Origin of the sequence: Nostoc sp. DedSLP03 (genome assembly GCF_034530815.1) — a bacterium.
Lineage (GTDB): Bacteria > Cyanobacteriota > Cyanobacteriia > Cyanobacteriales > Nostocaceae > Nostoc.
The window spans coordinates 1-23,005 of sequence record NZ_JAVRCK010000011.1; the positions used below are offsets into that span (position 1 = coordinate 1).

The 23,005-nt window shown below is 44.2% G+C and carries 14 protein-coding genes and 1 pseudogene; 6 read left to right on the plus strand and 9 right to left on the minus strand.

The window, feature by feature from the left end; translation table 11 throughout:
- Window positions 1-228: 228 nt before the first annotated feature.
- Window positions 229-1,330, plus strand: a pseudogene (locus RM368_RS07470) (tetratricopeptide repeat protein).
- A gap of 44 nt (window positions 1,331-1,374) precedes the next feature.
- Here the strand turns inward: RM368_RS07470 and RM368_RS07475 are convergent.
- Window positions 1,375-2,055 (minus strand): phosphoribosyltransferase, encoded by a 681-nt coding sequence (locus tag RM368_RS07475; RefSeq protein ID WP_322693492.1) that lies wholly within the window; start codon window positions 2,053-2,055, stop codon window positions 1,375-1,377.
- A gap of 191 nt (window positions 2,056-2,246) precedes the next feature.
- On the opposite strand from RM368_RS07475, the gene RM368_RS07480 reads away from it, so the two are divergent.
- Window positions 2,247-2,927 (plus strand): uracil-DNA glycosylase, encoded by a 681-nt coding sequence (locus tag RM368_RS07480; protein ID WP_322693493.1) that lies wholly within the window; start codon window positions 2,247-2,249, stop codon window positions 2,925-2,927.
- Window positions 2,928-3,283: 356 nt separating this feature from the next.
- Here RM368_RS07480 and RM368_RS07485 read toward each other — a convergent pair whose 3' ends face one another.
- From RM368_RS07485 to rpsT, 6 genes are all read right to left on the minus strand, one after another.
- Window positions 3,284-7,354, minus strand: a complete 4,071-nt coding sequence (locus RM368_RS07485) for a DNA-directed RNA polymerase subunit beta'' (RefSeq protein WP_322693494.1) — start codon at window positions 7,352-7,354, stop codon at window positions 3,284-3,286.
- Window positions 7,355-7,459: 105 nt separating this feature from the next.
- Window positions 7,460-9,337, minus strand: a complete 1,878-nt coding sequence (locus RM368_RS07490; RefSeq protein ID WP_322693495.1) for a DNA-directed RNA polymerase subunit gamma — start codon at window positions 9,335-9,337, stop codon at window positions 7,460-7,462.
- Between the two features lie 83 nt (window positions 9,338-9,420).
- Window positions 9,421-12,720, minus strand: a complete 3,300-nt coding sequence (gene rpoB, locus RM368_RS07495; protein ID WP_322693496.1) for a DNA-directed RNA polymerase subunit beta — start codon at window positions 12,718-12,720, stop codon at window positions 9,421-9,423.
- A 140-nt stretch (window positions 12,721-12,860) separates the two neighbouring features.
- The gene (locus RM368_RS07500) at window positions 12,861-13,151 is read right to left on the minus strand and encodes a hypothetical protein (protein ID WP_322693497.1); all 291 of its coding nucleotides are present in this window, start codon (window positions 13,149-13,151) and stop codon (window positions 12,861-12,863) included.
- 460 nt (window positions 13,152-13,611) lie between these two features.
- On the minus strand, window positions 13,612-14,409 hold the full coding sequence (locus RM368_RS07505; protein ID WP_322693498.1) for a TatD family hydrolase: 798 nt from the start codon (window positions 14,407-14,409) through the stop codon (window positions 13,612-13,614).
- Between the two features lie 111 nt (window positions 14,410-14,520).
- Window positions 14,521-14,817, minus strand: coding sequence for a 30S ribosomal protein S20 (rpsT, locus tag RM368_RS07510; RefSeq protein WP_322693499.1), 297 nt, complete (start codon window positions 14,815-14,817; stop codon window positions 14,521-14,523).
- Window positions 14,818-15,550: 733 nt separating this feature from the next.
- Between rpsT and hisD the strand changes: the two genes are divergently transcribed.
- Window positions 15,551-16,849 (plus strand): histidinol dehydrogenase, encoded by a 1,299-nt coding sequence (gene hisD / locus RM368_RS07515; protein WP_322693500.1) that lies wholly within the window; start codon window positions 15,551-15,553, stop codon window positions 16,847-16,849.
- A gap of 365 nt (window positions 16,850-17,214) precedes the next feature.
- Window positions 17,215-17,640, plus strand: coding sequence for a universal stress protein (locus RM368_RS07520; protein ID WP_322693501.1), 426 nt, complete (start codon window positions 17,215-17,217; stop codon window positions 17,638-17,640).
- Window positions 17,641-18,002: 362 nt separating this feature from the next.
- On the opposite strand, the gene RM368_RS07525 is transcribed toward RM368_RS07520, so the two are convergent.
- Window positions 18,003-18,389: a hypothetical protein gene (locus RM368_RS07525; protein ID WP_322674433.1), complete on the minus strand. Its 387-nt coding sequence runs from the start codon at window positions 18,387-18,389 to the stop codon at window positions 18,003-18,005.
- A gap of 206 nt (window positions 18,390-18,595) precedes the next feature.
- Between RM368_RS07525 and hslO the strand changes: the two genes are divergently transcribed.
- Window positions 18,596-19,495: an Hsp33 family molecular chaperone HslO gene (gene hslO / locus RM368_RS07530; protein ID WP_322693502.1), complete on the plus strand. Its 900-nt coding sequence runs from the start codon at window positions 18,596-18,598 to the stop codon at window positions 19,493-19,495.
- Window positions 19,496-19,655: 160 nt separating this feature from the next.
- Window positions 19,656-21,731, plus strand: a complete 2,076-nt coding sequence (locus RM368_RS07535) for a chromosome segregation ATPase (RefSeq protein ID WP_322693503.1) — start codon at window positions 19,656-19,658, stop codon at window positions 21,729-21,731.
- A gap of 336 nt (window positions 21,732-22,067) precedes the next feature.
- Here the strand turns inward: RM368_RS07535 and RM368_RS07540 are convergent, their stop codons facing one another.
- A complete protein-coding gene (locus tag RM368_RS07540; RefSeq protein WP_322693504.1) occupies window positions 22,068-22,946 on the minus strand; it encodes an NAD(P)-dependent oxidoreductase in 879 nt (292 codons plus the stop codon).
- Window positions 22,947-23,005: the final 59 nt, after the last annotated feature.

Here is a 23,005-nt window from a genome sequence, read left to right on the forward strand (position 1 = left end):
GATATCTTGATTCGACCACTTTAGCTGGTAATTTCTTTTTAAAAAATCACCTAAGATTGCTATATAGTTATTACTCTTCACGAGCATAAATATAAAAGTCTTAGTTAGCGATCGCTATATAAACTCTTACCTGTCCTAAACTTATGCTGTGGTAAAGCGGACTGATGAAAGATGCGCCCTGGTTTTGGGAACACTAGATTTAGCACCAGACTTCACAGGAAGAAGTTGATGTCTAAAGGCGAATGGAATAACCAGATCGAAAAATACAGTTCCCTTGCAATTACCCATAACATACCTAAAACCAGTGAAGCGTAATACAATTACTCATGAATTTGACTCTGGTTCACAAGCAGAAATAATACCTTTACAAGAAAGTGATGACCATTTGTCAGAAGCGTCCAAGCTACTAAGGCAAGGAATTCAACAGCAACAAGGTGGTGAATTAATAACGGCTATGAAGTCTTTACAACAATCCTTGGGGTTGTTTCAAACAGTTGGCGATTTAGAAAAACAGGCACAGGTACTTTCTTTTTTAGGATTGGTAACTTACAGTGCTGGAGACTACAAAGGTGCTATCTCTTACTCCCAACAGTGTCTGTCTTTGCTTAATAACACCTCAGATTTAGCATTGCAGATGCAAGCACTTTCCCATTTAGGAAATGCATACCGTCATTTGAACGATCATAAAAAGGCTATTGAGTTTCTAGAAAAATGTTTGAAAATAACGCAACAGTTGCAAGACAAACGCAGTCAAGTCGCGGCACTCAATAATTTGGGATTGGTGTATAAAGCTTTAGGTAATTTTACACAGGCTATTGAGTATCAACAGCAAAGTCTAGAAATTGTGCGGGAACTCAAAGATCATTGGGGCGAAGAACAGGTACTCAAAAATTTGGGTAATGCTTGGTATGCTTTGAACAATTACCCAAAAGCTATCGCCTATTATGAGCAATGTGTAGTACTATCACGCTCCTTAAAAAATGTTCGCAGTGCTTCTCAGGTGCTGAAGAATCTGGGCAATGCTTGTTATGCTTTAGGTGATTATACCAAAGCGATTAAGTATTATCAAGATCGATTGCAATTAGCCAAAGAAATTCAAGACAAGCGTAGTGAGGAACAGTCTTTGAGTAGTTTAGGAGTTGCTTGTGAAGCTTTGGGTGACTATAATAAAGCAATTACGTATTATGAAGAACGTTTGCTGTTAGCTAGAAATATCAAAGATCGTCGCAGTGAAGAACAAGCTCTTGCCAGTCTGAAAGTCGCTTGCTACGCCTTGGGTGATTATGCCAAAGCTATGCAATATCAGCAGGGAACATCTTCAAATAGTTAAAAAGCAAGACTGGAAACAATTCAAAATTACTCGCACAGATCGATTCACCCGATTGTCTTTTGTTGTTGGAGATATACGAGAACTTCTAATGTATCTACTTGGGGAAATTCTGCGTAAAAATTACTCACACTCCAGAAGGGTTCGGGTGTTTCCAATATGATTGTGCGATCGCCCCACTGTTCTAACCAAGGTAGCAATTTTTGTGGCGCTACTGGAGTACATAGCCAAACTGCTGCTGGAGAAAGCGCTCTCATAGCAGTTGCTGCTACCGCTATTGTCATACCTGTAGCAATACCATCATCAATTAAGATCAACGTAGCATTCTCTGCATTTACTTGCGGACAAGTAGGAATTAATTGAGCCTCAAGAGATTTAGCAAGGTTTATCGCTTTATTTAAAGCTATTTCTCGCCACCGCGCATCATGTTTGGAGCGAAATAGCTTTTGATCGGCCCAAAGAACATTTCCAGAAGTAGTCACTGCACCAATTGCTAATTCTGGGTTTTCTGGATGGCTAATCTTTTTTGCGACAACAATTGTCAACGGACAATCTAAAAGACGTGCTATTGGTGCTGCTACTGGTACACCTCCTCTTGGCAAAGCATAAACAATTGGTACAGGCTTTACCCCAGAATCAATAGTTTGCTGAGTCAAAACATCATGAATTACTTGCGCCAATAACTCACCTGCATGGGTACGATCGGCGAAAAGTGGGGTATGTGACATGGTTTCCCCCAGCATTTTAAGACGGCACTGCTTTTATCATGACTGAATTTTGTCTCAAATTAACTGATACAATAAGATTTGTATAATTAATTAAGTATTCAGCAAAAGTTTACTGTTCTGATAAATATGCAACCAAAAGGCTATTTAACTCAGATATAACAGCTGGCGCTGATGCCAAAATCCTGATTTTCATGAGCAGCGAAACCCAACTCAGCCTCTTCGACGACTCAACTTTTAATCAACGAGAACTGATTCCTACAGACGCAAAAATTCCGATCGCTCCCGGAACTTATTCTGATATAACGGAATTGACACAGGATTGCGATCGCTGCCACCGTTGTGCGTTGGGAGACACTCGCACTCATGCTGTTGTCGGACGCGGCAATCTCAAAGCACCAATTATGGTTGTGGGAGAAGCGCCAGGTCAAAATGAAGATGAAACGGGTTTACCATTTGTAGGCAGATCGGGACAATTGCTAGAGAAAATTTTGGCATCGGTGAATCTGACTACTGAGCATGATGTATATATTGCCAATATCAATAAATGTCGCCCACCAGATAATAGAGTTCCCACTCCTGTAGAAGTGACGGCTTGTTTACCCTACTTACTAGAACAAATTCGCTTAGTTGACCCCAAAATAATTCTGTTAACGGGTGCAACTGCTGTCAAAGGAATCACTGGTGATAAGCGGGGAATTACGAAAATTCGCGGCCAGTGGTTGGAGTGGGAAGGGCGTTTATGTATGCCAATATTTCATCCTTCTTACTTGCTGCGTAATCCTTCTAAAGAAAGAGGTGCGCCAAAATGGTTGATGTGGCAGGATATCCAAGCAGTGCGTGCTAAGTTAGATGAAATTCAAAATAACAGCTAATGCTTAATCTCCTCTTTTTCTAGGGTTATGATTCCTAACATCTTTTCAATTATTCAGTTCGTTGTTATCCTGGTTGGAAAGAAATTCTCAAGCTAATAGCTAAAGTCTTCTCAAGAGGACTAAATACAAGATTTTAAGCAATGTAAATGACTAGACTCTGTGAAACAGAAAATTTCAGTCTATTGATTGCGATTGCTTCTTTTAATTGAATACGACGACTTGCTCGTTAGGGGTAAAACTGGAACTAGCGCGCCCCTTGGTAAGGAGTGCGCTAGCATAGGTGAGGTAATTTGATTATTGGTAATTGAGCAAACTCGATATTACCTTTTACCTTTTAGACGCGAAATTTCAAATCTCTATTCGTCGTCGAAATCATCTTCGTCGTCTTCCTCTTCTTCCTCGTAATCGTCGTCGTCTACTACTTCGTCAGCAATTAATTCGTCTTCTTCATCTAGAATTGACCTTTCTGCACGTCTGCTGCCAAAGCCAGATTCTCCAAGAGTAGGAGAATCTAAATTATAGTTGCGAGCTGTGCGATCGTCTAAAACCATATCTAGGGGATCGTCAACTTCATCTAACACACTGCTGGTAATTTCAGCAGCATAGTCATCGATCGCTCCTGGTTCTTCATAGGTATTATATCCAGTACCAGCCGGAATCAATCGCCCGATAATCACGTTTTCTTTTAATCCGCGCAGCCAGTCAGATTTGCCTTCGATAGCTGCTTCGGTGAGTACCCGTGTTGTCTCTTGGAAGGACGCGGCGGAAATAAAGCTATCAGTGTTCAACGATGCTTTGGTGATCCCCAATAATACTGGAGTGTACTGTGCCCTAGCACCCCCTGTAATTGCCATAGCTTCGTTCACCTGCTCGACTTGGCGCAGTTCTACCAATTCGCCAGGAAGCATTGTGGTGTCACCACCATCATCAATCCTGACTTTGTTGGTCATCTGGCGAACAATTACTTCAATGTGCTTATCGGAAATATCAATCCCTTGAGATTGGTACACCATTTGCACTTCATTCACTAAGAAGGTTTGTACTTTCTGTAAAGCAAGGCTAGCACAAGCATAAATTCCATCTTCAGAACCCAAGCTAAAGAAGATTTCCAAAATTTCATGGGGATTGGATGGGCCATCAGTCAACGGTTGTCCTGCTAATACTGTCGAGCCATCTGGCACAATCAAATTTTGTCCGGGTCCCAGAGGATAATCTGTCACCACGCCATTTGATTCTACAACCTTGATGGCGATCGCTTCATCACCGTCACCGTAAACCACCTTAACTTCTCCGCCCCGCCGACATAAGATGCACGCTTCTTTGGGTTTACGAGCTTCAAGTAATTCCTCAATCCGAGGCAAACCTTGAATGATATCTCCGGTTTTGGCGCGTTCAAACACTAGCAACACCAAGTTATCACCCCGTTGTACCAAATCACCGTCTTCTATCTGCAACACAGCACCAGGGCTGACTCGATAAGGGCGACCGATACGGGTAGTAACAACGTAGTTCTGAGTTTGAAGTGAGGAGTTAGGAGTTTCGGAATTAACTCCTAACTCCTCACTCTTAACTCCTAACTTTTTAACGTCCACTACTTGTCCTGATTCTGGGGCAAAAACTCCAGGAGCAACTTCTGTACCTTCTACTAGCAAGTCACCCACTTTTACCTTTGGCTGAGTACTAGTATTAATCGGAAGCCTGTCAGCGTCACGCAACACCAAACAGCGACGCACGTTTTCGGTTCCTTTTTGAACACCTCGTACTTCCCCGCCTTCTTTACACAAGATTTGGGTACGTGCGACTACAGAACCTGGAGCGATGGTTAACCCATCGTGTACCTCAAGTGTCGTCTGGGTACTACCTTGGGTGGCATCGGCGGTAATGTCTCGACGAATTACCAAGGATTCCAAAATCACTAGTTGTAAACGTTGAACTTCTGGGTCTTCGGTATCCTCTACTAATTCAATATCTGCTGCTAAGGGCGAAGCATTATGATCTTGTTCCCCTTCTTGCTCAATTTCCAGTACTAGCTGAGTTCGCAGCAGTTCCACACCTTCAACAGATTTGACGCGTTCTGAATCTTTATAAGGTAGTCGCTGCACCGCTCTTAATTGAATCGATCGCCCGGTCTGTTGACTTACCGATGTAGTTGATGGCACATCTGGATTATCAGGGACGGCAAACTCAACTACTGGACGGCTCAACAGGGCGGGTCCTTCTGGTGTCTCTACATACTGGATGTAACGCAATTCCGTAGCGACATTGCCTTGGAATTCTTCACCTGGTTGGATGAAGGTGTTATCTCGCCCGATAACTGATTCGGGATCGTCCACCATCAGTAGTTCCCCTGGTTTCACCACCACTTCTCGCAGGATGTCGTTTTTCTGGGTCACTTCTATCACACCACTGTTTTGGCAGAAGATATCTTTTACTACTTCGGTGCCAGCTTCGACAAACTGACCGTCTTCCACTAACAGTAAGGAGATATCTTTATTAACTTCGTGGCTTTCTTCGGGAATCCACAACAGTGTACCGCCCTGCACGACTTCATAACCCAGCTTGGCTTTGCCTTTTTTCTGGACTTCGACACCTGCAAATTTCAGGAATCCACCAGTGGTTGTGCGATAACGATCGTCGATTAACTCAGCTACTACTTGACCATTTTGCACTTTTGTACCTGGTGTAGCTCTGAGGTTAAATACTTGGTTGTTACCAGTGGAAACTAAGTAGTTATTACGCCCTTGGGAACTTTGGACTGTCACCGTTGCTTGGTCTAAGACCACAGAAGCGGTGATAATTTCAATTTCCCTAGTACTCTTACCTGGGGTAGCTTCTGGCAAGCGCACCACACCGCCATGCAAACTGGTTAACTTAGTTTCTGCTAAAACTCCATTAGAAGCGATCGCATCACCATTTTTGACCACCAATTCTGCACCAGGCGGCAAGTTGTAAACTTCCCCAGACAAAATCCAAATCAAGCCACCGCGTGCGGCTGTGGTTGTGGTATTGCCTTGACGATCGGTTTTTTGTTCTGGAACAACTTCGGCAAATTGCACTTCCCCTGCTAAGTCAGAGGCTACATCTTTAACTGCTTTTTCTGTATTAGTCCGAGTTGTGCGTCCACCAAGGGCAACCTCTGCCAACAACTGACCTTGTTTTACCTTATTTCCATCAAATACATATAGTGTTGAACCTTGGGTAAGGTGAACCTCTTGGTTATCTGGGGTAACATCACCTACTTTTGTTGGTTCCAAAAGCATGATGCCATTAGCCTCAATATAAAGGGCATCTTCCCCGTGGCGGGTACGATATGTTCTGGTCTTCAGTTTGCGGGGAAGCTTAACAGTCCCATCGATTTTAGAACGAACTTGTTGCGCTACTTCTCCAGTAAACACCCCACCAGTGTGGAATGTCCGCATGGTTAACTGAGTACCAGGTTCGCCGATACTTTGAGCGGCAATAATCCCCACAGCTTCACCCAAATCTACCATCTTGGCGTGTGCCAAACTCCAGCCGTAGCAGTGTTGACAGACGGAACGTGCGGCTTCACAAGTTAAGGGCGATCGTACCACAACTTCTCTCACCCCAGATTTTTCAATTTTCTTGGCCAAATCCTCAGAAATTGGGGTATTACGTGCTGCAATCACTTCTTTTGTTACCGGATGCACCACATCTTCACCAATTACCCGTCCCATCAAGCGGGTTGCTAGAGGAATCAAAGTTTTGGCCCCTTCTGTCATTGGTTGAATCGCAAGACCTCTAGTGGTGCCGCAGTCAAATTCCCGAATAATTACATCCTGGGATACGTCCACCAATCGGCGCGTTAAATAACCAGAGTCAGCCGTCCGCAAGGCAGTATCCACCAATCCTTTTCTGGCACCGTAAGACGAAATAATGTATTCCGTCACTGTGAGTCCTTCACGGAAGTTAGTTTTAATGGGCAAATCGATAATTTCCCCTTGGGGATCTGCCATCAATCCCCGCATCCCCACCAACTGCCGCACTTGAGAGATGTTACCCCGTGCCCCAGAGAATGCCATCATGTATACGGAGTTTAAGGGATTAGTCTTCTTGAAGTGAACTACTACTTCATCTTTCAAAGCTTCACTAGTACCATTCCAAGTATCGATTACCTTTTGGAAACGTTCTACTTCTGTGATTTCTCCCCGTTGGTAACGAGTTTCAGTGGCACGAATTTCTTCTTCGGCTGCTTCTAAGAGCAATCGCTTAGTTGGTGGCACCATTAAGTCATCTACACTGATGGAAACCCCTGCTTTGGTAGCGTAGCGAAATCCTAAATCTTTTAGTTTGTCCGCCATTACTGCGGTTCGCGCCGTACCATAATATGTAAAGGCCCAAGAAATTAAATTTCTCAGTTGACCTTTATCAACCACCCGATTGCGAAAAATCATTTTTTCGTTATTCATTAGTCATTAGTCCTGAGTCATCAATAATTAATAATTCGTAATTCGTAGTTCGTAATTCGTAATTAATTCTTCAATAATTACGAATTACGAATTAGAGATTACGAATTAACTTGCTAGTGCTTCCTGAATAGCATTATTGTAAATAACGCGACCGGGAGTGGTATATATATACTGAGAAATTACATTGCCTTTAGCGTCTTGTCTGACTCGACGGAACTTATAGAGTAGTGTGCGGGTACCATCTTCGTTTTCCGTCACTTTTACGGGTTCTGTATCCGGTTGGTCTGATTCTATTTCACCGTCAAATCGCACATATATATAGGCGTGCAAGTCAACTTGCTCCTGCTGGAAAGCCATAATTACATCCTCTAGTGAAGAAAAGTACTTTCCTGCGCCTTTTGTTGCACCGGGATTTTCTGCTGTTAAGTAATACGCCCCTAAAACCATGTCTTGGCTAGGCGTGATGATCGGTTTACCTGTGGCTGGTGACAAAATATTATTAGAAGCCAACATCAATAACCGCGCTTCAGCCTGACTTTCTAACGATAGTGGGACGTGTACCGCCATTTGGTCGCCGTCAAAATCGGCGTTAAAGGCTGGACAGACGAGAGGATGAAGTTGAATCGCTCTACCTTCTACTAAAATTGGTTCAAAAGACTGAATCCCCAAACGGTGCAATGTTGGCGCCCTGTTTAGCATCACAGGATGTCCTTCAATCACCTCTTCTAAGACATCCCAAACACTGGGATCGTTGCGGGATATCAGCTTTTTCGCAGCTTTGATGTTATTTACCATCCCGCTACGAATCAGGCGGTTAATCACAAATGGTTGAAATAGCTCAATTGCCATTTCTCTTGGCAAACCGCACTGGTGAATTTTCAGCTTTGGCCCGACCACAATAACCGAACGTCCAGAGTAATCAACTCGTTTACCTAACAAGTTTTGTCGGAAACGTCCTTGCTTACCCTCAATAATGTCGGACAAAGATTTTAGGGGTCGGTTATTTGCCCCGACCACAGTGCGTCCCCGACGACCATTGTCAATCAAAGCATCCACTGCTTCTTGCAGCATCCGCTTTTCGTTCCTCACAATAATCTCAGGTGCTAAAATTTCTTGCAAGCGTGCTAAACGATTATTACGGTTAATTACTCGCCGATATAAATCATTTAAATCGCTGGTGGCAAACCGGCCGCCATCTAGCTGCACCATTGGGCGCAAGTCGGGGGGAATCACGGGAATAACTGCCATTACCATCCACTCTGGTTTTGAACCAGTGGCGATGAAGTTGTCAATTACCCGCAGTCGCTTAATTAACTTGGCTCTTTTTTGTCCTTTGGCGTTGCCAATTTCTTCGCGTAGGCTTTCAGCTTCTTGTTCCAAATTGATATCGGCAAGCAAGCGCAACAGCGCTTCAGCACCAATACCTACCTCTACGCCTTGCAGTACAGAATCTTCGCTATAAATTTGGTCTTCTATTTCTAACCACTGATCTTCACTCAGTAGTTGTTTGTAAGTTAGAGTTTCGGCATTCCCTGGACTCAGGACAACATAAGAGTTGAAATAAACAATCTGCTCGACATCCCGCAAGGGCATATCTAACAGGATGGAAATATAGCTAGGAATGCCTTTGAGATACCACACGTGAGCTACTGGTGCGGCGAGTTTAATATAGCCCATGCGGTGGCGACGCACGCGTGACTCGGTGACTTCTACTCCACAGCGCTCACAGACAATACCCCTATGACGGACTCTTTTATACTTGCCACAATGGCATTCCCAATCTTTCGCGGGGCCAAAAATGCGCTCACAAAATAAGCCATCCATCTCTGGCTTGAGAGTTCGGTAGTTAATCGTCTCTGGTTTGGTAACTTCACCGACTACTTGACCATTGGGCAATGTTCTCTCGCCCCACTGACGAATGCGTTCAGGGGAAGCCAAGCCGATTTTTACGTAGTCAAACTGATTAGTTTGGGCAGGTCTCATATTTAGTCATTAGTCATTGGTCATTGATCATTAGTCCTTAGTCTTTTGCTAATGACAAAGAACTAAGGACTAATGACTATTGATTATTCGTCATCTTCTAGCGATTCGCGAGAAAGAGATTCATAAGTTGGTCGAGGAGGTGTGCGACGGGCTGATTGATCTGCCATTAAATCGACTTCCACATCTAGGGAACTGCCGTCTGCTTGAGTTTCTACCTTGTGTACGGCAATGTCTAATCCCAATGATTGCAACTCGCGCATTAGCACTTTAAAGGATTCTGGAGTTCCAGGTCGAGGAATTGCCTTACCTTTAACGATCGCATTTAACGCTTCATTCCGTCCTTGCATATCGTCAGATTTCACTGTGAGCAATTCCTGTAAGGTGTAAGCTGCCCCAAAGGCTTCTAATGCCCACACTTCCATTTCTCCAAATCTTTGACCACCTTGTTGTGCTTTACCACCCAAGGGTTGCTGAGTCACTAGTGAGTATGGGCCTGTGGAACGGGCGTGGATCTTATCATCCACCAAATGCACCAGTTTCAGCATGTAAGCCACACCGATGGTAATTGCTCGGTCAAAGGGTTCGCCTGTACGACCGTCATACACCATGATTTTGCCTGGATTATCTGGGTTATATACCCAGTCTTTGCCTGTTTCGTCTCGTGCTTCTTGCAATTTGCCATGCACAATTCGGCGAGATGACTCTTCCCCGTACATTTCGTCAAAGGGAGTAATCTTAAAACGCACTCCCAAAGTCTGACCAGCCCAACCCAACAGGCACTCAAATACTTGTCCAACGTTCATCCGACTGGGTACGCCCAAGGGGTTGAGTACAATGTCCACAGGTGTTCCATCGGGCAAATAAGGCATATCTTCTGCTGGTAATATCCGAGAAATAATCCCTTTATTACCGTGGCGTCCTGCCATTTTATCGCCAACTTGGATTTTGCGTTTTTGCGCAACATACACCCGGACTACCATATTGGCTCCTGGCGGCAGTTCATCACCTTGTTCGCGAGTAAACAAGCGCACATCAACTACGCGGCCTTTTTCACCGTTTGGTACTCGCAGGGAATTGTCTCGCACATCCCGTGCTTTCTCACCAAAGATGGCACGTAAGAGTTTTTCTTCTGGCGGTTGGTCAGATTCACCTTTTGGTGTAACTTTTCCTACCAAGATATCACCAGCTTCTACCCATGCCCCAATGCGAATGATTCCTTGTTCGTCCAACTGACGCAAGGCATCTTCCCCGACGTTGGGAATTTCTCTGGTAATTTCTTCTGGCCCGAGTTTGGTTTGTCTAGCTTCAATTTCATATTTTTCAATGTGAATTGAGGTGTAGACATCATCTTGCACCAGTCTTTCAGAGATTAAAATTGCATCTTCGTAGTTGTACCCTTCCCAAGGCATATAGGCAACGACGATATTTTGTCCTAGCGCCAATTCACCGCCTTCGGTGGAGGAGCCATCAGCCAATACCTGACCTGCGACTACTTTTTCCCCAATGCGGACGAGAGGTTTTTGGTTTAAACAGGTGTCTTGGTTGGAACGTTGGTACTTGGAAAGGACGTATTTAATTTCGGGGGTGTTAGGTTTCGGACGGACGCGAATTTCTGTAGCATCTACATAAGTGACATCGCCATCGGTGCGCGATACAATCACCATCCCAGAGTCTCTTGCTCCTTGGGCTTCCAAACCAGTACCGACCAAAGGACGCTCTGGTTTGAGTAGGGGAACTGCTTGCCGTTGCATGTTCGATCCCATCAGCGCTCGGTTAGCGTCATCATGCTCCAAGAAAGGAATCATGCTGGTTGCTACCGACACAATCTGTACGGGAGATACTGCTACGTAGTCCACTTGTTCTGGTGTTGTGGTGGAAAATTCTTGGCGATACCGGACTGGCACTTGTGGCCCAATAATGTGCCCCGTTTCATCTACAGGAATGTCTCCAGGAGCAACCCGTAGGTCGTCTTCTTCATCGGCTGTCATGTAGGCTGGAGGTAGATCGAATCTAACTCGCCCATTTTCTACAGGTCTAAATGGTGTTTCGAGGAACCCGTACAGGTTAACCCGCGCATGGGTTGCCAAGGAGCCAATCAATCCGGCGTTTGGCCCTTCTGGTGTCTCAATGGGGCAAATGCGTCCATAGTGACTAGGATGTATATCTCGCACGGCAAAGCCAGCGCGTTCGCGGGTTAAACCACCAGGGCCAAGGGCACTCAAACGGCGTTTGTGGGTCAGTTCTGCCAGAGGATTGGTTTGATCCATGAACTGACTTAACTGGCTGGAACCAAAGAATTCTTTAATTGCTGCTACCAATGGTTTGGGGTTTACCAAGGAAGCGGGAGTTAGCACTTCAGCATCGGATACCGTCATCCGCTCCCGAATGATTCTCTCTAGGCGGTTTAAGCCTACTCTTACTTGGTTTTGTAGCAATTCCCCAACGCTTCTCACCCGCCGATTACCTAAGTGGTCGATGTCATCTATATTACCAATGTCATACTCAAGGTTGATCAGGTAATCTACAGCTGCCAAAATATCGCCAGGAGTTAGCACGCGCATGGTATCTGGGACAGAAAGGCGCAATTTTTTGTTCAGCTTATACCGTCCAACGCGACCAAGGTCATAACGTTTCGGGTCAAAGAAACGGGAGTCTAAAAGTTGTTGTCCGCCTAAGACTGTGGGTGGTTCACCAGGACGGAGTTTGCGATATAACTCCATTAAGGCTTCTTCTTCAGAAAATTGCCCTTCTTTTTCAATGGTCTTTTGGAAATATTCGGGGTGGCGTAAGGCATCGAAAATTTCGTTGTCTGATAAACCTAAAGCTTTTAGGAGTACCTGGGCGCTCAATTTGCGGGTTTTGTCAATACGTACCCACACCAAATCGTTACGGTCTGTTTCAAATTTCAGCCATGCTCCTCGGTTGGGAATGAGACTGGCAGAATAAGTACGTCGACCGTTTTTGTCTATTTCTGATTTGTAATAGACACCTGGCGATCGCACTATTTGGTTGACAATTACCCGCTCGGCTCCGTTAATAATAAACGTGCCGCGATCGGTCATCAAAGGCAAATCACCAATGAATACCTCTTGCTCTTTGATTTCCCCGGTTTCCTTATTAATCAACCGTGTGGGAACATACATTTGGACAGCATAAGTACTATCCCGCCGTTTGGCTTCTTCGACGCTGTACTTTGGCTCCTTGAGTTTGTAGTTATGACCCAAAAAGTGCAGTTCTAATTTACCCGTATAATCTGTAATAGGACTAAAGGAATTCAGTTCTTCTATCAGCCCTTCTTCTAAAAACCAGCGAAAGCTTGAGCGCTGGATTTCAATCAAGTCGGGTAACAGAAAGGCGGGTTCCATATATGTTTCTTTAGTCATGCCTCTTCCTTTGTCAACCTGGTACAATTTTCCCTTGGACACTGCTGTTTAACGCTTCCCACTGCTAGCCAATGTCCTTAGTAGTTGTTTGGGAACTTTTTCTTACACACTTGTGATTTATTAGGTGTAGACCGCAGCGATTAAATCTGGCTGGAATGAGCAATTTTGACAAGGAAGCAATCACCCCTAATAGGCACTAAGTAATGGGCACTCAGTACTATGGGATCGGGGGAAAACTTGCTGAAATTCTTTTCCTCCTGCATCTCATACCGAATGACGCCAGTTGCTTGTTTAGTCGCAGACGCTATGCGTAGCTTATTTCCTCGAAGCGGTACAAGTCGCCAAAGCCACTCAACGCACTGGCTTCCCAATGCCCATTTCAAAAAGAATATCCAGTTAAAATATTCCTGAACTTGATTTACTTTCTTCACTTCCCCTCCAAAAAGCGCGTTAATTCGCTGACGCCGCTCTACACAGTGTGTTTTAAATCCACCCCACTGTTAATACTCTTAGTGATATCTTAGATATCCTAAGACTGAGGGAACGATCCGCACCTTGTCGATTTTGAATCAGAATCACTTTATTTTGCTGGATTATACTCACAAGGCAATTTTTGTTTAACGATTTTGAATAGGTTCAATACACACTAAACCGATGTTGTGCAAAAGTCTAGCTCAATTTAGGTTGGTAAGGTTAGTAATGCGTGGAGAGCATCCGCTTGTAGAGATTTTGAGGATGGGCAAGCCATAACAGTATGGAAAATCAAGATGAGAAGTTTTATGCTCCTTCCTCTATTATTATGGCGCAAGCAAAATCTTTTTGAGGCCATAATGTTAGCATATTTTTGTCTACCTATAGTTTTATTTTTTTTACACAACTTAACAAAAGATACTAGGACACACTTGATATTGACAGACCGAATAATTCACAAGCATTTTGGGTAGTTTGATGGGCGATCGCCTCTACCGTTTCCTTACGCAGTTTAGCTACTTGCTCGGCTACGTAAAGTACATAGGCAGGCTCGTTGCGCCTCTCGCCCCGTTTCGGAACTGGAGCGAGAAATGGGCAGTCTGTTTCAATCAGTAGGCGATCGCTACTCACCATCGCCGCAGAAGATTGAATCGCTTTGGCGCTTTTGAATGTCACTGTTCCGCTAAAGCTGATATAAAAGCCTAAATCGAGAAACCATTGAGTTTCTTCAGGTGTTCCTCCCCAGCAATGCATTACACCCCGCACTCTTTCTCCTTTGAGTTGCCGCCATTTATGCAACACTTCTTTGGTTGCCACGGCAGCATCACGGCAGTGGATAATCACTGGTAAGTTTAGTTCAGATGCAATTGCCAACTGGGACTCAAACACCAGATACTGTTGCTCATAGTTATCGGCTTTGTAAAAATCCAGCCCCATTTCCCCAATTGCTACCACATTTGAGTCAGAACTCGCTAAAGTTTTGATTTTCTCAGTTGTCTCGCCATTCCATTTATCTGCATCTAAAGGATGTAATCCCACAGCAAAACTAATTTCGGGGAACTCTTGGGCTATGGATTGAATACTGGAAAACTCCTCCGGGTGAACACAGGAATGTACTAAACGCACTACACCTGCTTCTTGCCACCGCGATCGCACTATTGCTAAATCCGGCTGAAAACTATCAAAGTTAAGATGTACGTGCGTGTCTATCAGTTGCATCTTTTGTCCTACCCTGCGGGAAGCCGCTGGCGCGTCTATGTTGTTTGTCCTTCGTCATTTGTCGTTTGTTTTGTTATCAATGACTAATGACTAAGGACAAATTACCAATGACTACTCAGCTGTTTGTGTGATGGGTTTTAGTTTGTGAGCCAATCTTGATTTTTTTCTTGCCCCATTGTTTGGGTGAAGAACACCTCGTTTGATCGCCTTATCAATTTTGCCATAAGCCTCGGATAACCTAGCCTGCGCTTCTTGTTTTAATTCTGCGGTAGGATTAGCTGTATAAGCAGCTACAGCATTGAGGTATTTCTTCATCAGCGTTTTAACTGCTGATTTGTAAGATTTATTACGCAGTCGGTTACGTTCTGCGATTTGGGCACGCTTGAGAGCAGACTTTGTATTCGCCACAGTCAATTCCAAAAATACGATTATTAATTATGTACACACACTACTAGATTTACTAATATAGCATCCAAATTGCCAATGTTATAATTTCCTAAAAAAATTATGGAATTAGGTATTGGGCATGAATGAAGATCGTCAATATTATTAGTTCTATAGTCTCCACTCGCCAATTTAGTATTTCGTCAATTGAGGAAATGCGTTAAACTAAAATACATCTAAATAAATTTCACCCTAACTCATCACAACCTGACTAAGCAATGTGATTGCCAATAAATATAATTTGTCCGTAAACCAAATGTATTATTTAGAGGCAGGAACTGTAAAGAGCTAAATCTCAGAGGTTGTCAAGTATAGAACCGATATATCGTGCCTGTACACACATTAAACTAGTAAAAGTTAGGGAAATAAGTAAAAATTATACTCAAACCATAACCCCTATAAATTCAGGGGGATTGGATGTAACATACCATCTGCATCCCCCAAGGATTGAGGGAAAGGGTGTAAGGGGAGTGGGAAATGGCACACCTGCTTCCTACCGCTAGCCAGTCAAGGCTTGTCGGATTGAGCAATGAAGTCGCCTTCTCAAGCAAACTATACGCTGGTAGCCTTGAGAGTATCAAAAAAATCCAGGTTAAGCTAGAGAAGAGAATTAGAGTCAGCTTGCACACCCCAGTGGGTCAAGAGCAATACTAAATCTCAGGTGGCAATATTATAATTTTGGCATTGTCCTTACTCCATGCTGCGAATTATTACTCAGCAGGCAGACGTTAGAGCAGAACTACAACGGATCTGCGATCGCACCCATGACGAACAGGTACTTCACAAAGAAGCAACGGTGCGGGAAATTTTGCAAGCAGTGAAGCGCCAAGGCGACAAAGCTGTATTGCATTACACGGATGAATTTGACAAACAAACCCTCAAAGCAGAAGAACTCCGAGTTACAGGCTCGGAATTGGATGCAGCCTATCAACAGGTATCAAAAGAGTTGTTGAGTGCAGTTCGGCTAGCTTGCCGCCAAATTGAAGCGTTTCATCGTCAGCGAGTACCAAAAAGCTGGGTACACTTTGGTGATGATGAAGTAGTACTGGGCAAACGCTACACTCCTGTAGACCGAGCCGGGTTGTATGTGCCTGGTGGTCGTGCCGCCTATCCCAGTACAGTGCTAATGAATGCAATTCCGGCTCATGTTGCTGCTGTACCGCACGTGGTGATGGTAACACCACCAGGCCCAGGGGGTGCTATTAACCCAGCAGTCTTGGTAGCTGCCCAAGAAGCAGGAGTGCAAGAAATTTATCGGATTGGGGGTGCACAAGCGATCGCCGCTTTAGCTTATGGTACAGAAACAATTCCGAAAGTGGATGTAATTACTGGGCCTGGTAATATTTATGTCACCCTAGCGAAAAAACTTGTCTATGGCACCGTCGGTATTGATTCTTTGGCAGGTCCTAGCGAAGTGCTGGTAATTGCTGATGAAACCGCAAATCCAGTACATGTAGCTGCTGACTTGCTAGCCCAAGCCGAACACGATCCAATGGCAGCAGCAATTTTGCTGACGACAGATGCTGCTTTGGCGAAAAATGTGCAATTAGCTTTGGAAAGACAGCTAGTCGATCATCCACGGCGAATAGACACAGAAAAAGCGATCGCTCACTACGGCTTGATTATCGTTGTGGAATCGCTCCAAGCCGCAGCAGAACTCTCAAATGAATTTGCCCCCGAACACCTGGAATTAGAAGTCAAAGACCCTTGGGCACTTTTACCACAGATTCGCCACGCTGGGGCAATCTTTTTGGGTTACTCAACACCAGAAGCTGTAGGAGACTATTTGGCAGGTCCTAATCATACCTTGCCAACTTCTGGTGCTGCCCGTTTTGCTTCGGCATTGGGTGTTGAAACTTTCCTTAAACATTCTAGTATTATTCAATACTCCCAAACCGCACTGCAAAATGTGGCTGGTGCCATAGATGTGCTAGCAACAGCAGAAGGTTTACCTTCCCATGCTGATTCAGTCCGACGCCGAATTCAGCAAGAATAGTGATTTGGAATGCTTAATTTTTTCTAATAACTGGAAGTTTGGATAACGATACCTACGGTAAGCTAGGCTAAAGCACACCATTTGCTATCCTACCTTCAGCTATCTTTTAAGCACAAGTGAGGCATTGCCGACAGTAGTTGCTGGGAGAGGGTTTTCCTCTCTCAAAAACTCGTGAAAAGCTTCTCCAGAAAAGTTGCTACAACCCGTTCGCATGAAAGTGGCGTAAAACTAGCTGACCTATGGCGTAGCCTCAAATATCTAAACTTATTAAGTTGTCAGATAAAAAATTAGTTTAGTGTCACTGCCGACTAATTTTGCTAGATACTTATGTATGTAAGGGGTCTACTCTTTAGGAGACGAGAGCAGTGCTAAATAGTGTTTTGGTAGCTCTGGATGGTTCGGATATTTCAGAACGAGTAATTCAAGCTTTAGATAGTTTGGTGTTTTCAAAAGACGCCAAGGTTATTCTGTGTCATGTGTTTCTCACACCAGAGTCAGAAATGGAACTACCTGCCGATCGCCCTCAGCCAGAGTCCCCAACGTTTTCTTATTTTCATATTGAAAAGCAACTGCAATTATATCAGGAAAAGTTATCAGCCAGAAGTGAGTTAGAGTTAGTAACTGGCGATCCCGCTGAAGAAATTATTCGTCTTGCGAATATTTATAAAACTGACTTGATTGTAATTGGCAGTCGAGGCTTGATCGGGATGAAACGAATTGTTCAGGGTTCTGTTAGCAGTCAAGTTGTAGAAGAGGCTAATTGTTCAGTGTTAGTCGTCAAACCAAGGTAAAAATTTAAAAGGGGAAGCATGACTATAGCCACCCCAAAACTAGCTTTGAAGAATACCTGAAATATAATAATGGCACTGATAGCTAACTACCATGAGTTTAGAAAGTGGACAACATGGTGCACAAGGAGTTTAAGAATTTTAATCTATGCAATTCTGTGTTCTCTGCGTCTAGAGTCCTTAAATAAATTACTTTTAAACAGCAGAGCCACAGAGGAGGACACTTGTATGCGTGGGTTTCCCTACTTGAGCAAAGTATCAGTAGCACAGAAATAAAAAAGAGATTTTTGGAGTCAATTTTTGGAGTCACCTTGAAAAGGCTAGCCATACAGACAAGGAAAATCCCTTTTCTAGGTTCAGTCAATTCAACGTTCTTGAGTTGCTAAAAACTGACGCAAGCTCAACAAGCTGAGTGTTTGACCCAAATTCAAGGGCAAAATTGAAACTCCTTCCAAGCGGGACTGTACCCAACCTTCTCCCCAGTACCATTCGTGGAACCCGTCAATGCCTCCGCTGAGTAGTAAGCGAAGGCAGTTGGATTTGACAACCTTTACTTGATGATGAATCGCGATTGGCCCAGTCCAGGTTGTAAACTGGAATCCGGGAAGTAGTTCTTCTGGCATTCCTGGCGCAAAACGTTGTCCTAAAAGCCATTTTTTTAGTTGCACGGGATGCAGCAGACTGTCACGAATTGCATCTGTTGATGCTTCAATTTCAATCCGTAGTTGGCTTTGTTGAAAATTACCCAGCATTTTTCTCGAATTACCTAAAGATAAGACATCGCTATTTCTAATATTGCAAATAGTTTTTGTCATTAGTCATCAGTCTTTTGTCCTTTGCAAATAACTAATGACCAATGACAGCTGTTTATTTGCGTAACACCCGACTACGTTACTTTTCTTGCAGCAGAGAACTTAGAATAGAAAAAGTTAACTTGTTAAGAAATGTAAGGTTATTCATGGCGGATCAGTTAATTCGTGCAACAGCAGCCGAAGGTGGAATTCGTGCCGTAGGTGCGATCGCCACACGTTTAACAGAAGAAGCACGGCAGCGCCACAAGCTTTCTTATGTGGCAACGGCAGCACTGGGTCGGACTATGACGGCGGGCTTGTTAATGGCCTCTAGTATGAAGCGGACTGGATCGAGGGTGAATGTCCGCGTTAAGGGCGATGGGCCTTTGGGTGGCATATTAGTAGACGCAGGCTTAGATGGTACGGTACGCGGATATGTTGGGAATCCATCTGTAGAATTGCCTCCTAATGCTAAAGGTAAATTAGATGTTGGTGGTGCTGTGGGTAGCGGCTACCTCTACGTTGTGCGAGATATCGGTCGTGGTTATCCTTACTCTAGTACGGTAGAACTAGTTTCTGGCGAAATTGGTGATGATGTAGCTCATTATCTGGTGAATTCCGAACAAACACCTTCGGCCTTAGTTTTAGGTGTGTTTGTGGAAGCAGCAGGAGTAACTGCTGCTGGAGGATTACTGATACAAGTATTGCCCAAAGCCGCTAGAGACGAAGCCTTAGTAGAAACGTTGGAATCACGGGTTGCTGGTCTAGCAGGATTTACGCCATTGTTGCAAGCTGGCAAGACGTTACCTGAAATCTTTGATGACTTATTGGGAGATATGGGGTTGGAAATCTTTTCCGAACGCCAAATGTTGCGCTTCCACTGTGGTTGCTCTTTCGATCGCGTTTTGGGGGCACTAAAAATTTTGGGAGAAGCTGAACTGCAAGATATGATTATCAAGGATGATGGTGCCGAAGCAACTTGCGACTTTTGCGGCAACGTCTATCAGGCAAGTAGCGATCAGTTAGCTCAACTAATTTCCGATTTGCAAGCCGAATCTGCTGTTTGAAGATAAAGTATAAAATAACACTGATTTTTGAGATTGATAATGGTACTCTGTAGAGAGAGATAATCAAAAAAGTAGCTTTTTAATGACGAGAAAGTTACTATGTCAACAATGGAATTATCAACCTAAAACAGAGCGCTATTCAATTATTTTGGTGTGAGAGATGACAGAGCGGGATATTCCAGACAGTTGGTCAAGAGCCAGTGGAAGAGAGCCAGATCAAAGCAAAAGATTATCCCGAACAGAACAATTCGGTGAAACTAAGCCATTTGATGTCCCAGCTACTGGTTCTACCTCCAAGTCAGTGAAGCGGCGAAAAAAAAACCATAGGACAGGATTACCTATAAATAGTAATTCAGAGGAAACTGCCCAACTCAATAGTACTTCTGGAAAATGGCCACGCTGGATGAAAAGCTGGACATTGTGGCTAGTACTACTAATGTTGATTCCCGGCGGTGTAGGATTCTTGGCAATGGCAATGCTGCTAAAGTTGCCAGCTGCTCCTAATTGCCCCTCGATTTTCTGGCCGCTAGCTAGTGCTTCTGTGCGGCTACATTGCGCTCAGTTAGCGGCTTCTAAGCAAACAGTGAACGACCTATTACAAGCGATCGCTCTGGTGAAGCAACTACCACAAAATCACCCGTTGCATGGAGAAATCGATCGTTTCATCGAAGAATGGTCGCGGGATATTTTGAAGCTAGCCGATCAAAGTTTCCAAACTGGTAATTTAGAGGAAGCGATCGCTACTGCTCGTAAGATACCCGAAGATTTAGCAGCTTATAAGTTAGTCGATGAACAAGTTGACAAATGGCAGTCAATTTGGTCAAAGGCTGAAGCCACATACAACGGTGCGATCGCCGAAGTAAAGGAACAGCGCTGGCAATCAGCGTTCATGTTATCCGCCAAAATGCTGCGTGTAGACAATCAGTACTGGGCGGGTACTAAGTACGACCAATTGAATCGTCTGATTGCGACAGCACGGGAAGATGGCGATAAGTTAGGAAAAGCCGAAAGTTTAGCAAACAGCAAAGTAGTCGATAACATCCTAGAAGGGATCAAGCTAGCCGAGTCTATTGGTCAGGAAAGTTACCTTTACCAAAAAGCTCAGGAAGCGATTCCGGCATTTGGACGCAAAATGCTGGAATTGGCACAAGCGAAACTAGACAAGCAGGATGCAGATGAAGCGCTAAATATTGCTAGGCAAATACCGGAAAGTACGAAACTACAAGGCGAAACTGATGATTTTATTGCCATAGCTGACGCGAAAAGGAGTGCTTGGCTTGGTAATGTTTCTGGTTTAGAGGCAGCGATCGCTCAAGCACAACAAATCGATCCTTCCAGACCAGTGTATAACGAAGCACAGCAACTAATTGCTCGTTGGCAGTTGGAAATTGAAGATGTTGCCCATTTGGAAAAAGCAAGAATATTGGCTAGCCAGGGAACAGTCCCTAATTTAAACGCAGCGATCGCCCAAGTACAGCTTATTCCTGCTAGTAACCCCAGAGGCGCAGAAGCTAGACAAGAGATAGGTCGCTGGAATGCCCAAGTGGAGACAATTGAAGACCAACCTTATTTAGACCGCGCCGAACAGATCGCAATATTCGAGGATATTAACTCCTTGCAAGCTGCGATCGCCCAGGTCAGCGAAATTCGTCGAGGTCGTACATTATATCCAGAAGCACGCAAAAAAATTCGTATTTGGGCAGGAAAGATTGAGCGAATTCAAGATCAACCTTACTTAGATCGAGCACAAGAACTGGCCCAAAGTGGCAATCTCACCGCCGCCATTAGCACAGCTCAACAAATAGTTTCATCGGGAAGGGCGCTTTCTGGGGAAGCACAAGCTGCAATAAATGACTGGGAAGGGCAAATTCGCACTAGAGAAAACTGGAGAAAAGCCCAGAAAGTGGGGGCCGCTGGTACTCCAGAAGCCTTGGTTGAGGCAATACGACTGGCGGATCGAGTTTCAAACAATAGCATCTTACGTATGGATGCAAATCAGGCTATTGACCAATGGAGTCAGCAATTGTTAGAAATAGCACGCACTCAAGGTCAGTCTGATATTGCTAAAGGCATTGACATTGCCAAATCGGTTCCACGCGGTAGTGCTGCTTACAGTGCAGCGCAAGAGCAAATTAAGACTTGGCAGGATTTTCTCAATCCTCAACCTGAACCTCAGCCTTCGTCTGCCCCTGAATCTCTACCATTTCCTCGCTCAACTACTATTAATGGTCAGTAATTGTCTATTAACTCAAGTTGCGGGTTATCCAATTCTAGGTTTTTTGCATCCGTCGATTCATGCGATGCCTGCGGTGGTCACTGAGCTTTGTTGAAGTGCGGGCTATGCCTACGCGCACCACAAGTTGGGGTTGCACTACGCACAACCCTAACTTCGACTTAATCAAAAAGACAATTACTGAATCAGTTTAGAGTATCATAATTTGCTCATTCAATAAATGCTTATTGAACAGTAAATGCAAAAATGAATGCTTCAAGCTTCAGTAAAAACCCTTTATACGTGGTTGTTAAAGATTAGTTTACCCTGCTTTCAGGCGTGAGATGAAGCTTAAATTCTTTATTCTCCGATCGCTTCTCCCCATTCCTTAATAACTGAAAATAGTGATGAGTAATCATCATCAGCAAATGACATTTTTACGGCTGTTTGCAAGATTTGCCGCACTCCTTTAATACTGCTGAGATCCAAACTCCGAGATTTCGCTTCCGAGATAAATAACTCCGTATCTTTAAGCAAATGTTTTGTGGGAAAATTGGGCTCGGCATAATTGCCATCTAACATCCGTTGTAGCTTTTTGTCAAAGGTAGGGGCGTAGAGGGAACTGTCGCGCAAGATTTGCATAAACACATCTACATCGACACCTTGGCGTTGGACAAAAGCTAGACTCAAAGCAAAGCTAGTTGTTAAAGAAGCTATTAGTTGATTTAGTGCCAATTTAAGCGCCGCCGCAGATCCAACTGGGCCGATAAGTAAAGGTTCTGTCCCAAAATTTTGGAGTAACTTCAAGTGGCGTTCGTATTGTTCTGGCTCGGCCCCTACCATAACACTCAACTTGCCAGCTTTTGCTTCTGGGATACTCCCTAATACGGGCGCTTCTAAGTACTCACCACCACCCCCAACAACTGCATCTCTAATTTCCTGGCTTTCTGTGGGCGTAATTGTTCCCATTTGGATAATCGTGCGCCCTTCCAGAGTTTGCCAAGCAGTATCTGAAAGCAACACATTGTAAATAGCTGAGGCATTAGTCAGCATAAGAATTACGCACTCAGCAGCACGAATGGCGTGGCGGGGATGTGTAGCAATTTCAGCCCCAGCTGCTTGTAGTGATGCTAATTTTTCTGGGGTACGATTGTAGGCAACTAGCTGTATATCTGCGGCTAATAACCTTTGAGCCATTGGTAGTCCCATCAGTCCAGTTCCCAGAAATGCCACCTTCATTTTTTACGTTCCTTTAGTACAGCGTCACCGTAAGCGTTGCGTAAAGCTAGCTTTTGGCA

Excerpts from the sequence above, each read along its gene's own strand:
- RM368_RS07475 (WP_322693492.1), bottom strand. The coding sequence starts at position 2,055 with ATGTCACATACCCCACTTTTCGCCGATCGTACCCATGCAGGTGAGTTA.
- RM368_RS07480 (WP_322693493.1), top strand. The coding sequence starts at position 2,247 with ATGAGCAGCGAAACCCAACTCAGCCTCTTCGACGACTCAACTTTTAAT.
- RM368_RS07485 (WP_322693494.1), bottom strand. The coding sequence starts at position 7,354 with ATGAATAACGAAAAAATGATTTTTCGCAATCGGGTGGTTGATAAAGGT.
- RM368_RS07490 (WP_322693495.1), bottom strand. The coding sequence starts at position 9,337 with ATGAGACCTGCCCAAACTAATCAGTTTGACTACGTAAAAATCGGCTTG.
- rpoB (WP_322693496.1), bottom strand. The coding sequence starts at position 12,720 with ATGACTAAAGAAACATATATGGAACCCGCCTTTCTGTTACCCGACTTG.
- RM368_RS07505 (WP_322693498.1), bottom strand. The coding sequence starts at position 14,409 with ATGCAACTGATAGACACGCACGTACATCTTAACTTTGATAGTTTTCAG.
- hisD (WP_322693500.1), top strand. The coding sequence starts at position 15,551 with ATGCTGCGAATTATTACTCAGCAGGCAGACGTTAGAGCAGAACTACAA.
- RM368_RS07525 (WP_322674433.1), bottom strand. The coding sequence starts at position 18,389 with ATGCTGGGTAATTTTCAACAAAGCCAACTACGGATTGAAATTGAAGCA.
- hslO (WP_322693502.1), top strand. The coding sequence starts at position 18,596 with ATGGCGGATCAGTTAATTCGTGCAACAGCAGCCGAAGGTGGAATTCGT.
- RM368_RS07535 (WP_322693503.1), top strand. The coding sequence starts at position 19,656 with ATGACAGAGCGGGATATTCCAGACAGTTGGTCAAGAGCCAGTGGAAGA.
- RM368_RS07540 (WP_322693504.1), bottom strand. The coding sequence starts at position 22,946 with ATGAAGGTGGCATTTCTGGGAACTGGACTGATGGGACTACCAATGGCT.